Origin of the sequence: Streptomyces olivaceus, assembly GCF_000721235.1 — a bacterium.
GTDB lineage: Bacteria > Actinomycetota > Actinomycetes > Streptomycetales > Streptomycetaceae > Streptomyces > Streptomyces olivaceus.
Genome location: NZ_JOFH01000011.1, coordinates 163405 through 176432 on the forward strand (window position 1 = coordinate 163405; position 13028 = coordinate 176432).

The 13028-nt window shown below is 74.4% G+C and carries 12 protein-coding genes; 4 read left to right on the plus strand and 8 right to left on the minus strand.

Features of this window, described 5'->3' with window-relative positions:
* Window positions 1–36 precede the first annotated feature (36 nt).
* Complete coding sequence (locus tag IG94_RS0114350; RefSeq protein WP_031035486.1) at window positions 37–750, plus strand: GntR family transcriptional regulator; 714 nt, start codon at window positions 37–39, stop codon at window positions 748–750.
* A gap of 69 nt (window positions 751–819) precedes the next feature.
* Here the strand turns inward: IG94_RS0114350 and IG94_RS0114355 are convergent, their stop codons facing one another.
* Window positions 820–1983, minus strand: coding sequence for an AI-2E family transporter (locus IG94_RS0114355; protein ID WP_031035488.1), 1164 nt, complete (start codon window positions 1981–1983; stop codon window positions 820–822).
* A 171-nt stretch (window positions 1984–2154) separates the two neighbouring features.
* Window positions 2155–2349 (minus strand): DUF3046 domain-containing protein, encoded by a 195-nt coding sequence (locus IG94_RS0114360; RefSeq protein ID WP_031035489.1) that lies wholly within the window; start codon window positions 2347–2349, stop codon window positions 2155–2157.
* Between the two features lie 81 nt (window positions 2350–2430).
* Here IG94_RS0114360 and IG94_RS0114365 point away from each other — a divergent pair, with 81 nt between their 5' ends.
* On the plus strand, window positions 2431–3483 hold the full coding sequence (locus IG94_RS0114365) for a hypothetical protein (RefSeq protein ID WP_224326531.1): 1053 nt from the start codon (window positions 2431–2433) through the stop codon (window positions 3481–3483).
* A 37-nt stretch (window positions 3484–3520) separates the two neighbouring features.
* On the opposite strand, the gene IG94_RS0114370 is transcribed toward IG94_RS0114365, so the two are convergent.
* From IG94_RS0114370 to IG94_RS0114380, 3 genes are read right to left on the minus strand one after another with little or no spacing between them, the layout of a single operon-like run.
* Window positions 3521–3829, minus strand: coding sequence for an AzlD domain-containing protein (locus IG94_RS0114370; RefSeq protein WP_031035494.1), 309 nt, complete (start codon window positions 3827–3829; stop codon window positions 3521–3523).
* Entirely contained in the window at window positions 3826–4590 is a 765-nt protein-coding gene (locus tag IG94_RS0114375; protein ID WP_031035496.1) for an AzlC family ABC transporter permease, read from the minus strand. Before IG94_RS0114375 ends, IG94_RS0114370 begins: the two co-directional genes overlap by 4 nt.
* Complete coding sequence (locus tag IG94_RS0114380; RefSeq protein WP_031035498.1) at window positions 4587–5453, minus strand: AraC family transcriptional regulator; 867 nt, start codon at window positions 5451–5453, stop codon at window positions 4587–4589. The genes IG94_RS0114375 and IG94_RS0114380 overlap by 4 nt, the downstream gene beginning before the upstream one ends.
* A 204-nt stretch (window positions 5454–5657) precedes the next feature.
* Here IG94_RS0114380 and IG94_RS0114385 point away from each other — a divergent pair, with 204 nt between their 5' ends.
* Window positions 5658–10670, plus strand: coding sequence for an ATP-dependent helicase (locus IG94_RS0114385; protein ID WP_031035501.1), 5013 nt, complete (start codon window positions 5658–5660; stop codon window positions 10668–10670).
* Between the two features lie 18 nt (window positions 10671–10688).
* Entirely contained in the window at window positions 10689–11519 is an 831-nt protein-coding gene (locus IG94_RS0114390; RefSeq protein ID WP_031035502.1) for an Fpg/Nei family DNA glycosylase, read from the plus strand.
* Window positions 11520–11631: 112 nt separating this feature from the next.
* Here IG94_RS0114390 and IG94_RS43485 read toward each other — a convergent pair whose 3' ends face one another.
* The 3 genes from IG94_RS43485 to IG94_RS0114400 all read right to left on the minus strand — a co-directional run bounded on the left by IG94_RS43485 (window position 11632) and on the right by IG94_RS0114400 (window position 13011).
* Entirely contained in the window at window positions 11632–11970 is a 339-nt protein-coding gene (locus IG94_RS43485) for a hypothetical protein (RefSeq protein ID WP_078892297.1), read from the minus strand.
* A 6-nt stretch (window positions 11971–11976) separates the two neighbouring features.
* Window positions 11977–12447, minus strand: a complete 471-nt coding sequence (locus tag IG94_RS0114395) for a Dps family protein (RefSeq protein ID WP_031035504.1) — start codon at window positions 12445–12447, stop codon at window positions 11977–11979.
* 183 nt (window positions 12448–12630) lie between these two features.
* On the minus strand, window positions 12631–13011 hold the full coding sequence (locus IG94_RS0114400; RefSeq protein WP_031035507.1) for a helix-turn-helix domain-containing protein: 381 nt from the start codon (window positions 13009–13011) through the stop codon (window positions 12631–12633).
* Window positions 13012–13028 lie beyond the last annotated feature (17 nt).

Consider the following 13028-nt stretch of genomic DNA (forward strand, 5'->3'; position numbering starts at 1 on the left):
GGGCAAGACCTTTCGTCCGGTACGTAGGATGTGCGCATGGCTCAATCGAACGGGCGGCGGACCAGTCGGCGCGACATCTACCTCAGGCTGCGCCAGCTGGTCCTGACCCTGGAACTCGCCCCGGGCGCCGCCCTGTCGGAGAACGAGTTGGCCGCCTCACTGGGCGTCAGCCGCACCCCCGTGCGGGAGAGCCTGATCCTCCTCGCGCAGGAGGGACTCGTGCAGGTCTTCCCGAAGATCGGATCGTTCGTCTCACGGGTGGACGCCGCCCAGGTCGCCGACGCCCAGTTCCTGCGCGAGGCGGTGGAACTCGCCTCCCTGGAGGACCTTCCCGAGCGGCTCGATCCCGAGATCGTCGAGGAGCTGCGGGACAACCTGGAGCGCCAGCGCCGCGCCGGCCCGGACCGCGAGGAGTTCTTCACCCTGGACGAGCTCTTCCACCGCGACCTGATGCGGCTGAGCGGTCACGGCAACTCCTGGGCCGCCGTCGCCGCCGCCAAGGGCCACCTCGACCGGGCCCGCCGCCTCGGCCTGCACGGACACGAGTCCCCGGCCGTCTTCGCCGACCAGCACCACGAGATCCTCGCCGCGATCACCGACGGCGACACCCCGGGGGCCCGCGCCCGCATGCGGGACCACCTGCGCGCCGTCTTCAACGACATCGAGCGCATCCGCGCCCGGTCCCCCGAGCTCTTCGCCTCCGACCCGGCCACGGTGCCGGTACGGCGCAGCGTGGTGGTGTGGGAGTAGCGCGGCGCGCCGTTCCCGCCGGGCGCGGCGGCGCGGGGTGCGGACCGTGTCCCGTACTGGGACGGTCCCTCAGGCGGGGCCGCCGTCTCCGGCCCCTTCCGCGCCGTGGCCCGGCCGCTCCGGCCTGCGGGCCCACAGCCCGCGTATCCGCGTGACGGCCGAGGGGCCCGGGGGGCGGTTCCGGCGCCCGTGGACACGCGGGTCGTCCGTGACGTCGTACCGCCTGACGTAGGCCCCCAGGAACGCCTGCAGCGTGGCGACCGCCGGGATGGCGATCAGGGCGCCGACGGCACCGAGCAGTGCGGTGCCCGCGATGACCGAGCCGAAGGCGACCGCCGGGTGGATGTCCACGGTCTTGGACGTCAGCTTGGGCTGCAGCATGTAGTTCTCGAACTGCTGGTAGATCACCACGAAGACCAGCACCCACAGCGCGTACCAGGGGTTGACCGTGAAGGCGATCAGCATGGGCAGGGCGCCCGCGAGGTAGGTGCCGATGGTGGGGATGAACTGCGACACCAGGCCGACCCAGACGGCGAGCGCGGGGGCGTAGGGCACCTCAAGGATCTCCAGCAGGATGTAGTGCGCTATGCCGGAGATCAGCGCCATCAGACCGCGCGAGTACAGGTAGCCGCCGGTCTTGTCGACGGCGATCTCCCAGGCGCGCAGCACCTCGGCCTGCCGGGCGGGCGGCAGGACGGAGCAGAGTCCGCGCCGCAGCCTGGGGCCGTCGGCGGCGAAGTAGAAGGAGAACAGGAAGATCGTCAGCATCTGGAAGAGCCCGCCGAGGACCTGGGCCGACACGTCCAGGACACCCGTGGCGCTGTTCTGCACGTAGTTGCGCAGCCAGTCCGAGCGGAGCACGCCCTCCTGTACGTCGACCCGTCTCAGCTCGGTGTGGAAGTGACCGTTGACCCAGTTGATGACGGAGTCGAGGTACTCGGGGAACTCCTCGACCATCTTGACGATCTGGCCCGCGAGCATGGAGCCGAGCAGCGTGACGAACCCCGCCGCGGCGACCAGCACGGCGAGGAAGACGAGGAAGGTGGCAAAGCCGCGGCGCATACCGCGCGCGGCCATCCAGCTCACCGCGGGTTCGATGGCGAGAGCCAGGAAGAACGCGATGAGGACGTTGATCAGCAGGCCGGTCAGCTGGTGGAAGGCCCAGCTGCCGAGCTGGAAGACGGCGATGAGCGCGAGGGCCAGCACCATGGCGCGCGGCAGCCAGCGCGGCATGCGGGCGCCCGGCCCGGCGGCGGGGTCGGCCGGGGGGCCCGAAGGCGGCGTCGTGCCGCCGGACGGGGATGCGTGCCGGGCCGGCTGCCCGGTCTCGTCAGTGGATGCCACGGGCCAAGTCTCGCCCACGCCACCGACACACGGGTCCGGTCCGGTGATCTTCGTCGAACGTCACCGCAGCTCCCCCGGTACGTCCATGACCGTGCAGACCGCCCGCCACACTTCCTTGGCGTCCCAGCCGGCGTCCAGCGCCTCGTGCACCGTACGCCCGCCCAGCTCCGCCATCACGTGGTCGCGCGCGAAGGTGTCGGCGTACCCCGGACCGAAGTGATCCGTCATCCGCTCCCAGAAGACCGTCAACCGCATGACACCAGTATCCCGCCCCTGGGAGTGGGCCCCGACCCGGGACCGGGCGCCGGGGCCGCCCGGCGCCCTACGGTCTGTGCCATGGCCGAAACCGGAGCTTCCGCACTCCCACACACGGGTCCCCCGCCTCTCGCGGGTCCCACGCCCGCGCCGGACACACCGCACCCGCGCCCGGAGCACCGCCCACCGCTCCCGGGCGCGGAGCGCCGCCCACCCTCTCCCCGCGCGGAGCACGACGCGCCGCTCGCGCGCGCGGAGCGGTTCGTCTGGCTCACGGCGCGCGTACTGGAGCAGCGCCTCTTCGCCCACCACTTCCGCGGCGGGGACCCGGACCCGGTGGAGACCGCGCTGGACGCCTACCGCAACGAGGACGGCGGCTACGGCCACGCCCTGGAGCCCGATCTGCGCGGTCCGGCCAGCCAGCCGCTGCACACCGCGCGCGCCCTGCGGATTCTGGACGCCGTGGCGCGCTGCGGCGGACAGCGGACCGAGCGGATCTGCCGCTATCTGACCTCCGCGTCGGCCCCGGACGGTGCCCTGCCGGCGGTCCTTCCCAGCCAGCGCGGGTATCCGACCGCGCCCTTCGTACCGGTCGTGGACGACCCCGGTGGCGAACTCCTCGCCACCGGCCCGGTGGCCGGTCTGCTGCACCGCAACGAGGTGTGGCACGCCTGGTTGTTCCGCGCCACGGACTTCTGCTGGCAGGCGATCGAATCGCTGGAGGACTCGCACCCGTACGAGGTCGAGGCCGCCGTGACCTTCCTGGACGCCGTCCCCGACCGTCCCCGCGCGCAGGCGGCGGCCGACCGGCTGGGCCGCCTGGTGCGCGAGCGACGCCTCGCGGTGCTGGACCCGGACGACCTCGGCGCCCACCCGGTCTCCCCCGGTTACGCGCCCGGCGAGCACCACTTCCCGCACGACTACGCGGTGGACCCGCGTTCCCTCGCGCGCGCGTGGTTCACGGACGAGGAGATGGCGCGCTCCCTCGACTTCCTCGCCGCCGAGCAGGACGCCGACGGCGGCTGGCCCGTGCGGTGGCGGCACTGGGCGCCCGCTCCCGCTCTGGAGGCCCGCCCGGCGGTGACCGTCGAGGCACTGCGCACGCTCCGCGCGTACGGCCGTCACATCGGCTGACCGGCCGCCCCGCCCAGGTGCCGGCGCGGGGCCTCCTTCAGCCGCCCATGGCCCGTACGCCCGCCGTGACCACCACAGCCGCCGCCACGACGAGGAGGAACGGCGCGCGCAGCAGCAGCGCCACGGCGGCCGCGGCGACCCCTGCGGCCCGCGCGTCCAGTACCAGTGCCCGCCCGTCGGCGAAGGTCTGCTGGGCGGTGAGCGCCGCGAGGAGGGCGACGGGCAGCAGGGCGGCGAGGCGCCGGACCAGCGGTCGTTCCAGGGCACCCGCGGGCACGAGCAGTCCGGCGAGCTTCACGGCGTAGCAGCCGACCGCGGTCGCGGCGATGGCGATCCAGACGTTCATCGTCGCTCCTCGCCCGTGGGAGCCTCGTGTCCCTCGCCGCCCTGGTGGGCAGCCTCCGCGCGGCGTCCGCGTGCCCACAGGACGAGCGGTGCCGCCAGCGCGGCCACCAGGACGGGTACCCCGGCGGGCAGGACGGGCAGCAGGCCGAGCCCCAGGAGGACGGCCAGGGCGGCGACCGCGCGCTCGGTGGCGGTCGTCAGCATCGGTGCCAGCAGGGCCAGGAAGACGGCGGGGCCGGCCGCGTCGAGCCCCCAGGCGTCGGTGTCGCCGATGGCCTCGGCGCCCAGCGCGCCGAGCAGTGTGGTGGCGTTCCACAGCAGGTACAGGGTGAGTCCGGTGACGGTGAACCCGATGCGGACGGCGCGCCGGGTGGGCTGTGCCAGGGCCACGGCCGTCGTCTCGTCGATGACCCACTGCGCGGCGAACGGCCGCACCGCGCGCGGGAGGGCGAGCAGCTGCGACAGGCGCAGCCCGTAGAACGCGTTGCGCACGCCCAGGAAGAAGGCTCCCGCCGCCGCGGTGAGCGGGTTGCCGCCGGCCGCGAGCGCCCCGACGAGCGCGAACTGGGACGCTCCGGTGAACACCAGGAGGCTGAGCGCGCACGTCTGCGCCAGGGTCAGTCCGCTGCCGGCCGAGGTCACCCCGAAGGCGAACCCGGACAGTCCGACGGCGACTCCGACCCCCAGGGCGTCCCGCACGACGGCGGAGTCGGGCTTGTCCTCGGCGGTGTCCGCCTCGGGGAGGGCTGTTCGTTCAGTCACGCCCGGGACGGTAGGCGCGACCGGCGCCGCGCGTCTTGTACGTTCTTGCGCTCCCGCTGGTAGGCGCCGGGCGGCACGCCCACGATCCGCGCGAAGTGCCGGTTCAGGTGCGGCTGGTCGGTGAACCCCACGGCGACGGCGGCATCGGCCGGTGCCGTGCCGGCGTCGAGCAGTCGCCGCGCGCGGCGCACCCGGGCGTCCGTCAGCCAGCTGTGGGGCGGCATGCCGTAGGCGTCCCGGAAGGCCCGCAGCAGCGCGAACGGGCTGCTCCCGAGCTCCGCAGCGAGCCGCTCGAGGCTCGGCGGGTCGGCCATCCGCTCCTCCAGCGCGGCACGCGCGCGTGCCGCTGCCCCGGCACCGGCCGTCCGCACCCTGCGCCGGGGCAGCGGACCGCCGTTGAGCCGCAGCAGCCGGGTCACGGCCACTCTCAGCAGCGTGTCGGCGGCGAGCGCGTTCCCCTCGTCGGCGGCCCGCAGCACGCGGTGCACCAGTTCGACGGTGTACGGATCGTCGAGCACCGGCCGGACGAAGCCGGGGGTCCCGCGCAGCGTCGTCGTCTCCGCCGCGATCCCGGCCACCAGCTCGGGCGCGGGATAGACGGCCCCGTAACGCCAACCCTCCGGCACTCCGGCCCGGCCCGTGTGCGGGGTGTCCGGGTTGACGAGGGCGAGGGAGCCCGCGCCGGCGTACTGGTCGCTGCCGCCGTGGTGAAAAATCTCCGCGCCGTCGGCGATGGCGGCGATGACGAAGTGCTCGTGGGTGTGGCGGACGAAGGTCTTGCGTATGTACTTGGCCCGGAGCAGGTCGACATCGGGCAGCTCCGCGTACCGCCAGTGCCGCGCCCGCTCGTCCGTTCCCGCCATACCCCCATTGTCCGTCACCCGCCACGGGCTCCTCTCGGACACCCGCACGCCGGCTCTCCTCCGCGCCCGCCCGCCGGCGCGGGCTCCCTCCGCCACGTCCGCCACCTTCACACCGGCTTCTCCGACGACCCGGCGGGCCCTCGCCCCGCCCGGCCGTCGTGCCTGTCCAGGCCGATTGTCAGTGGCGGGGTGCACGATGGATTCATGGTCAGCTCCGCACACCGAGCCCTGGACGGCTTCTCCCCCGCGACCCGCGGCTGGTTCACGGGGGCGTTCTCCGCGCCCACCTCCGCCCAGGCCGGCGCGTGGCAGGCCATCTCGGCGGGCTCGGACGTCCTGGTGGTCGCCCCCACCGGCTCCGGCAAGACGCTGGCCGCCTTCCTCGCCGCCCTGGACCAGCTGACCTCGACGCCCCCGCCCGCCGACCCCAAGAAGCGCTGCCGCGTCCTGTACGTCTCTCCGCTCAAGGCCCTGGCCGTCGACGTCGAGCGCAATCTCCGCAGCCCGCTGACCGGCATCCGCCAGGAGTCCGTACGGCTCGGCCTGCCCGAGCCCGAGGTCAAGGTCGGCATCCGCTCCGGCGACACCCCGGCCGCCGAGCGCCGCGCCCTGTCCACCCGGCCGCCGGACATCCTGATCACCACGCCGGAGTCGCTGTTCCTGATGCTGACCTCGGCCACGCGCGAGGCGCTGACCGGCATCGAGACGGTGATCCTCGACGAGGTGCACGCGGTCGCGGGGACCAAGCGCGGCGCCCACCTCGCGCTCACCCTGGAGCGGCTGGACGAGCTGCTGCCGAAGCCGGCCCGCCGCATCGGGCTGTCGGCGACGGTCCGCCCGGTGGACGAGGTCGCCCGGTTCCTCGCCCCGCGCGGCAGGGTCGAGATCGTCCAGCCGGAGTCGGGCAAGGAGTTCGACCTGTCGGTCGTCGTCCCGGTGGAGGACCTGGGCGAGCTGGGCGGCTCCCCGGTCGCGGACGGCAACGAGGGCGCGGAGCGACCGTCGATCTGGCCGCACGTCGAGGAGCGGATCACCGACCTCGTCCAGTCGCACCGCTCCACCATCGTCTTCGCCAACTCCCGTCGGCTGGCGGAGCGCCTGTGCAACCGGCTCAACGAGATCGCGTACGAACGCGCGACCGGCGAGCCCCTGGACGAGCACCACTCCCCCGCCGAGCTGATGGGCGGCTCGGGCGCCGCCCAGGGCGCGCCGCCCGTGATCGCCCGCGCCCACCACGGCTCGGTCTCCAAGGAGCAGCGCGCCGTCGTGGAGGAGGACCTCAAGGCGGGCCGCCTGCCAGCGGTGGTCGCCACCTCGAGTCTGGAGCTGGGCATCGACATGGGCGCCGTCGACCTGGTCGTCCAGGTGGAGTCGCCGCCCTCCGTGGCCTCCGGCCTCCAGCGCGTCGGCCGCGCGGGTCACCAGGTCGGTGCGGTCTCCACGGGCGTGGTCTTCCCCAAGTACCGCGGCGACCTCGTGCAGTCGGCCGTGGTCACCGAGCGGATGCGCAGCGGCGCCATCGAGGCCCTCAGGATCCCGGCCAACCCGCTGGACGTACTGGCCCAGCAGGTGGTGGCGATGACCGCGCTGGACACCTGGCAGGTCGACGACCTCCTGGCCACCGTCCGCCGTGCCGCCCCGTTCGCCTCCCTCCCGGAGTCGGCCTTCACTGCCGTCCTGGACATGCTCGCGGGCCGCTATCCCTCCGACGCCTTCGCCGAGCTGCGCCCGCGCGTGGTGTGGGACCGGGTCGCCGGCACGGTCACCGGCCGTCCGGGGGCGCAGCGGCTCGCCGTCACGTCCGGGGGCACGATCCCCGACCGCGGGCTGTTCGGCGTGTTCCTCGCCGGTGCCGATCCGAAGAAGGGCGGTGGCCGGGTCGGCGAGCTGGACGAGGAGATGGTGTACGAGTCCCGTGTGGGCGACGTCTTCACGCTCGGCACCAGTTCCTGGCGGATCGAGGACATCACGCGCGACCGGGTCCTGGTCTCGCCGGCGCCCGGTGTGCCGGGCAGGCTGCCGTTCTGGAAGGGCGACCAGCTGGGCCGCCCGCTGGAGCTGGGGCGGGCGCTGGGAGCGTTCCTGCGCGAGGTCGGCTCCCTGTCCGCGGAGGACGCGCGGCTGCGTCTGGTGACCGCGGGTCTGGACGCCTGGGCCGCGGACAACGTACTGGCCTACCTCGACGAGCAGCGCGAGGCCTGCGGTCATGTCCCCGACGACCGCACGATCGTCGTCGAGCGCTTCCGGGACGAGCTGGGCGACTGGCGGGTCGTGGTCCACTCCCCCTTCGGCGCCCAGGTCCACGCTCCCTGGGCCCTCGCCCTCGGCGCCCGCCTGACCGAGCGGTACGGCATGGACGCCCAGGTGATGCACGCCGACGACGGCATCGTGCTGCGCCTGCCGGACGCCGACCTCATGGGCCTGGACTTCCTCGACCAGGACCCCGCGAAGCCCGGCCTGGAGTACGACGCGGAGAAGGCGCCCGTGGGCGCGGCCGACGTCGTCTTCGACAAGGGCGAGGTCGACCGGGTGGTCACCGACCAGGTGGGCGGTTCGGCGCTATTCGCGTCCCGCTTCCGCGAGTGCGCCGCCCGCGCGCTGCTGCTGCCGCGCCGCAGTCCCGGCAGGCGCACTCCGCTGTGGCAGCAGCGGCAGCGCGCCGCGCAGCTCCTGGAGGTGGCGAGCGAGTACGGCTCGTTCCCGATCGTGCTGGAGGCGATCCGCGAGTGCCTGCAGGACGTCTTCGACGTGCCCGGCCTGGTCGAGCTGATGGGCGACGTGGAGTCCCGCAGGGTGCGCCTGGTCGAGGTCACCACCCCGGAGCCGTCCCCGTTCGCCCGCTCGCTGCTCTTCGGCTACGTCGCGCAGTTCCTGTACGAGGGGGACTCGCCGCTCGCCGAGCGCCGCGCCGCCGCCCTCTCCCTGGACTCGCGGCTGCTGGCCGAGTTGCTCGGCCAGGCGGAGCTGCGGGAGCTGCTCGACGCGGAGGTGCTGACCGAGCTGGAGCGCGAGCTGCAGTGGCTCACCGAGGACCGTCGCGTCAAGGACCCGGAAGGCGTCGCCGATCTGCTGCGGCTGCTCGGCCCGCTCACGGACGCGGAGCTGGCCGAGCGGGGCGCCGAGCCGCAGTGGGCGCCGGAGCTGGCGGCGGCCCGCCGCGCGATCGGCGTGCGGATCGCCGGCGCGGAGCACTGGGCGGCGATCGAGGACGCGGGCCGGCTGCGCGACGCGCTGGGCACGGCGCTGCCGGTCGGTGTGCCCGAGGCCTTCACCGAGCCGGTCAAGGACCCGCTCGGCGACCTCCTCGCCCGCCATGCCCGCACCCACGGCCCCTTCACGTCGGTCACCGCGGCGGCCCGCTTCGGGCTGGGCGTGGCGGTCACCGAGGGCGCCCTGCAGCGGCTCGCCGCGGCGGGCCGGGTCGTCCAGGGCGAGTTCCATCCGGCCGGCATCGGCCAGGAGTGGTGCGACGCGACCGTGCTGCGCAGGCTGCGCCGACGTTCCCTGGCCGCCCTCCGGCACGAGCTGGAGCCGGTGCCACCGGCCGCGCTGGGCCAGTTCCTGCCCCAGTGGCAGCACCTCGGCAAGGGGCACACCCTGCGCGGTGTCGACGGGCTGGTGCGCGCGGTGGAGCAGTTGCAGGGCGCGTCGGTGCCCGCCTCCGCCCTGGAGAAGCTGGTCCTGCCCTCCCGGGTCGCGCACTACAACCCGGCGATGCTGGACGAGCTGACGGCCGCAGGTGAGGTGGTGTGGGCCGGAGCCGGCTCGCTGCCCGGCAAGGACGGCTGGGTCTCGCTGTACCTGGCGGACGCGGCCCCGCTGCTGCTGCCGCCCCCGCACCCCCTGGAGACGACGGCCCTGCACGAATCCGTGCTGACCGCTCTCTCGGGCGGCTACGGCCTCTTCTTCCGGCAGATCGCCGACCAGGTCCGTGCCACCACCCACCCGGACGCCACCGATCCGCAGCTGGCCGATGCCCTGTGGGACCTGGCCTGGTCCGGACGGCTGACCAACGACACGCTCGCACCCCTGCGCTCGCTGCTGGGCTCGGGTCGCACCGCGGGCTCGACCGCCCACCGTGCCAGGCGCGCGGTGCCCCGCGGACGGTACGGCTCGCTGACGGCAGCCGCCCGTCCGGCGTCCCGTACGGGTCCGCCGACCGTCGCGGGCCGCTGGTCGCTGCTGCCTGCCCGGGAGGATGACGCCACGGTGCGGGCGCACGCCCTGGCCCGGGCGCTCCTCGACCGGCACGGCGTGGTGACCCGCGGTGCCGTGGGCGCGGAGGGCGTCGAAGGGGGTTTCTCCGCGGTGTACCGGATCCTGGCCGCGATGGAGGAGAGCGGGCAGGCCCGGCGCGGCTATGTCGTGGAGGGGCTCGGCGCGGCGCAGTTCGCCATGGAGGGCGCCGTGGACCGCCTGCGCGCGGTGGCGAACGCCCGCGAGCGCGGTGACGGACGGTCCGGCCGGACGGGGGCCACCGGCGGCGGCCCCGGGGCGGCCCCGACCGGTTCCGGGCCCCCGGCCGGACCCGGCGGCCACCACGAGCCGGACCCTTACGACGACGGCTTCCCTTACGGCGACGGCTTCCCGGGTGCCGGGGGTGCTGCGGACCCCGACGGCTTCCCCGACTTCCCCGATCCCGACGGCTCCTCGGATCCACACGGCCTGGGCCGGTCCCCGTCCCGCGGGGACTACATCTCGCCGCGGGACTACGCGGAGCCGGGCGCAGGCGGTCCGCGCGGAGGCGGGGCCCAGGGTGGCTTCGGCGGTTGGCGCGGCCCGTACGACACCGGCCACCCCGGCCGCCGGGGCCGTCCCGCCGAGGGTCCGCAGGCCCTCGTCCTGGCCGCCGCCGACCCGGCGAACTCCTACGGCGCGGCCCTCCCCTGGCCCGAGCCCCCGGCGGGCGCCACGCACAAGCCCGGCCGCAAGGCGGGCTCCCTGGTGGTGCTCGTCGAGGGTGAACCCGCGCTCTACATGGAGCGCGGCGGAAAGACACTGCTGCTGTGGCCCTCGGACCCCGACGCCCTCCCCGCCGAGGACCCGCGGCTGCGGGCCGCCACGGAGGCGCTCGCGGCAGCCGCCCGGGCGGGTTCGCTCGGCACGGTCACCGTGGAGCGTGTCAACGGCGAGGCGGCCCTGACGTCACCTTTCGGGCCCCTGCTGGAGGAGGCCGGTTTCATCGCCACCCCGCGTGGTCTGCGGATCAGGGCGTGAGCCTGTCACCCTTGAGCCATGCCCGAAGGTGACACGGTCTGGCAGGCGGCGCGGCGGTTGCACGACGCCCTCGCGGGCAAGGTCCTGACCCGCAGCGACTTCCGCGTGCCCCGGTACGCGACGGCCGACCTCACCGGTCGCGCCGTCCTGGACGTCACCCCGCGCGGCAAGCATCTGCTCACCCGCGTCGAGGGCGGCCTGACGGTGCACTCGCACCTGCGCATGGACGGTTCCTGGAAGGTGTTCGCACCCGGTCAGCGCTGGAGGGGCGGCCCGGCGCACCAGATCAGGGTGATTCTCGCCACCGCCGACCGCACGGCCGTCGGCTACCGCCTCCCGGTGCTGGAGATCCTGCGCACCGCCGACGAGCAGCGCGTCGTCGGCCACCTCGGCCCGGACCTGCTGGGCCCCGACTGGGACCCCGTACGCGCGCTCGGCAACCTGCGCGCGGACCCGGGCCGGTCCGTCGGCGAGGCCCTGCTCGACCAGCGCAATCTCGCCGGTGTCGGCAACGTCTACAAGAGCGAGCTCTGCTTCCTGCTCGGTGTCACTCCCTGGCTCCCCGTGGGTGAGCTGCCCGCCGACCGGGCCACGCAGCTTCCCGCACTCGCGCAGAAGCTCCTGGAGGCCAACCGTGAACGCCCGGTCCGCCGTACGACGGGCCTGCGCGGCCAGGACCTGTTCGTGTACGGCCGGGCGCCCCGGCCCTGCCTGCGCTGCGGCACACCGGTGCGCGTGGCCGACCAGGGCGACGGCTCCCGCGAGCGCCCCACCTTCTGGTGCCCCACCTGCCAGGCCGGACCCGCTCCGCGTTCGCGCGGCTCCTCGGCCACGCGAACGCGGAGCTGAGACCCCACCGGCACCGGCTCCCGCTCCCGCTCCCGCCGCACCGCACCGCACCGCACCGCACCGCACCGCACCGCACCGCACCGCACCCGTCGAGCATCGACGGGCCGCGAGCTCATGGCCGCTTCGCAGACCCCGGCCGATCCGCAGACCCGCCCCGGCCGGTCGGGCCGTTCGCTCCGACCGTGCCGTCATGACCGTCCGAGCCGACCGGCCCCGGACCCCGCGCCGCCGTGCGCAGGGCCCGTCGCCACCGTCCCGCCTCCAGCGCTCCCCGGGCCCGGCGACGGGGCGCACAGTGCACCGGCAGCACGCTCAGCCCCCAGCCGCCGACCGCCACCGCTCCTTCGATCACCCCGGCTCCGGGTTCCAGGGCCAGCCGGAGCACGGCCCACCACCACAGACCGCCGAGGCCCAGCGCGACCGCCCGGCGAGCCGCCCGCGCGGGCTCCATGCCGTGTCATCCGTTCCCGGCCTGGAACATCCAGTGCTGCTTCTCGAGTTCGGCCGTGACCTGGATGAAGATGTCCTGGCTCACCGGATCGGGGTCCCCGGTCGCGGTGATCCGCTCGCGCATCCGCGCGATCATCACGCCCAGCGCGTCCACGATCGTCTGGACGGCGGTGGTGTCGTCGACCCAGCCCTCGGGGGTCACGTCGATGCCACTGCCGACGGCCACCGTCGCGGCCCGCCCGTCCGGCGACACACCGAGCGCCGAGGCACGCTCCGCCACGGTGTCCGAGTAGGTGCGCGCGGTGTCGACGAGTTCGTCGAGTTGGAGGTGCACGGAGCGGAAGCGCGGGCCGACCACGTTCCAGTGGATCTGCTTCGCCACCAGGCCCAGGTCCACGAGGTCGGCGAGAGCGCCCTGCAACGCCTCGGAGACGGTCTTCAGGTCCGCATCGGACAACGGGCTCTTCACGACGTACATCCACACCTCCGGCGGTTCGGCCCCCGGCCCTCTCTCCCCACGATGACCGCACCGCACCGGACCGGCAACCGGCGCCCGAGCGGTTGGCGGCTGCGCCCGGACAGGCGAAGGCCCCGCCCGCGCCTCTCCGGTCTTCCCGGAGAAGCCCCGGGCGGGGCCTCACACGCACACGTTCTCGGGCGCTCAGGCCGCGACGACGTCCACTGCCTCGGCGGGCGCCTTGATGGTCACCCGTTCCGGTGGCACACCGGCCACCGAGACGGAACCCAGCATCGAGCGCACCGGGGCCGGCACGGTCTCGTTGGGCGTCGCCGCGGCGGACCGCGCCAGCTCGGCGAGGGCGAGTTCGTCGCTCACTTCCCGCATGAGCTCGGACATCCGTACGTCCAGCGCGTCGCAGATGGCGGAGAGCAGTTCGGAAGAAGCCTCCTTCTGCCCCCGCTCCACCTCGGAGAGATAGCCGAGTGAGACTCGGGCGGACGAGGAGACTTCGCGCAGAGTACGGCCCTGGCGCTGGCGCTGCCGACGCAGCACGTCACCCAGCAGGCGACGGAGCAGAATCATCGGTGGCTCCCTCCTCG

Excerpts from the sequence above, each read along its gene's own strand:
- IG94_RS43485 (WP_078892297.1), bottom strand. The coding sequence starts at position 11,970 with ATGGAGCCCGCGCGGGCGGCTCGCCGGGCGGTCGCGCTGGGCCTCGGC.
- IG94_RS0114365 (WP_224326531.1), top strand. The coding sequence starts at position 2,431 with ATGGCCGAAACCGGAGCTTCCGCACTCCCACACACGGGTCCCCCGCCT.
- IG94_RS0114360 (WP_031035489.1), bottom strand. The coding sequence starts at position 2,349 with ATGCGGTTGACGGTCTTCTGGGAGCGGATGACGGATCACTTCGGTCCG.
- IG94_RS0114400 (WP_031035507.1), bottom strand. The coding sequence starts at position 13,011 with ATGATTCTGCTCCGTCGCCTGCTGGGTGACGTGCTGCGTCGGCAGCGC.
- IG94_RS0114395 (WP_031035504.1), bottom strand. The coding sequence starts at position 12,447 with ATGTACGTCGTGAAGAGCCCGTTGTCCGATGCGGACCTGAAGACCGTC.
- IG94_RS0114370 (WP_031035494.1), bottom strand. The coding sequence starts at position 3,829 with ATGAACGTCTGGATCGCCATCGCCGCGACCGCGGTCGGCTGCTACGCC.
- IG94_RS0114355 (WP_031035488.1), bottom strand. The coding sequence starts at position 1,983 with ATGCCGCGCTGGCTGCCGCGCGCCATGGTGCTGGCCCTCGCGCTCATC.
- IG94_RS0114390 (WP_031035502.1), top strand. The coding sequence starts at position 10,689 with ATGCCCGAAGGTGACACGGTCTGGCAGGCGGCGCGGCGGTTGCACGAC.
- IG94_RS0114385 (WP_031035501.1), top strand. The coding sequence starts at position 5,658 with ATGGTCAGCTCCGCACACCGAGCCCTGGACGGCTTCTCCCCCGCGACC.
- IG94_RS0114380 (WP_031035498.1), bottom strand. The coding sequence starts at position 5,453 with ATGGCGGGAACGGACGAGCGGGCGCGGCACTGGCGGTACGCGGAGCTG.
- IG94_RS0114350 (WP_031035486.1), top strand. The coding sequence starts at position 37 with ATGGCTCAATCGAACGGGCGGCGGACCAGTCGGCGCGACATCTACCTC.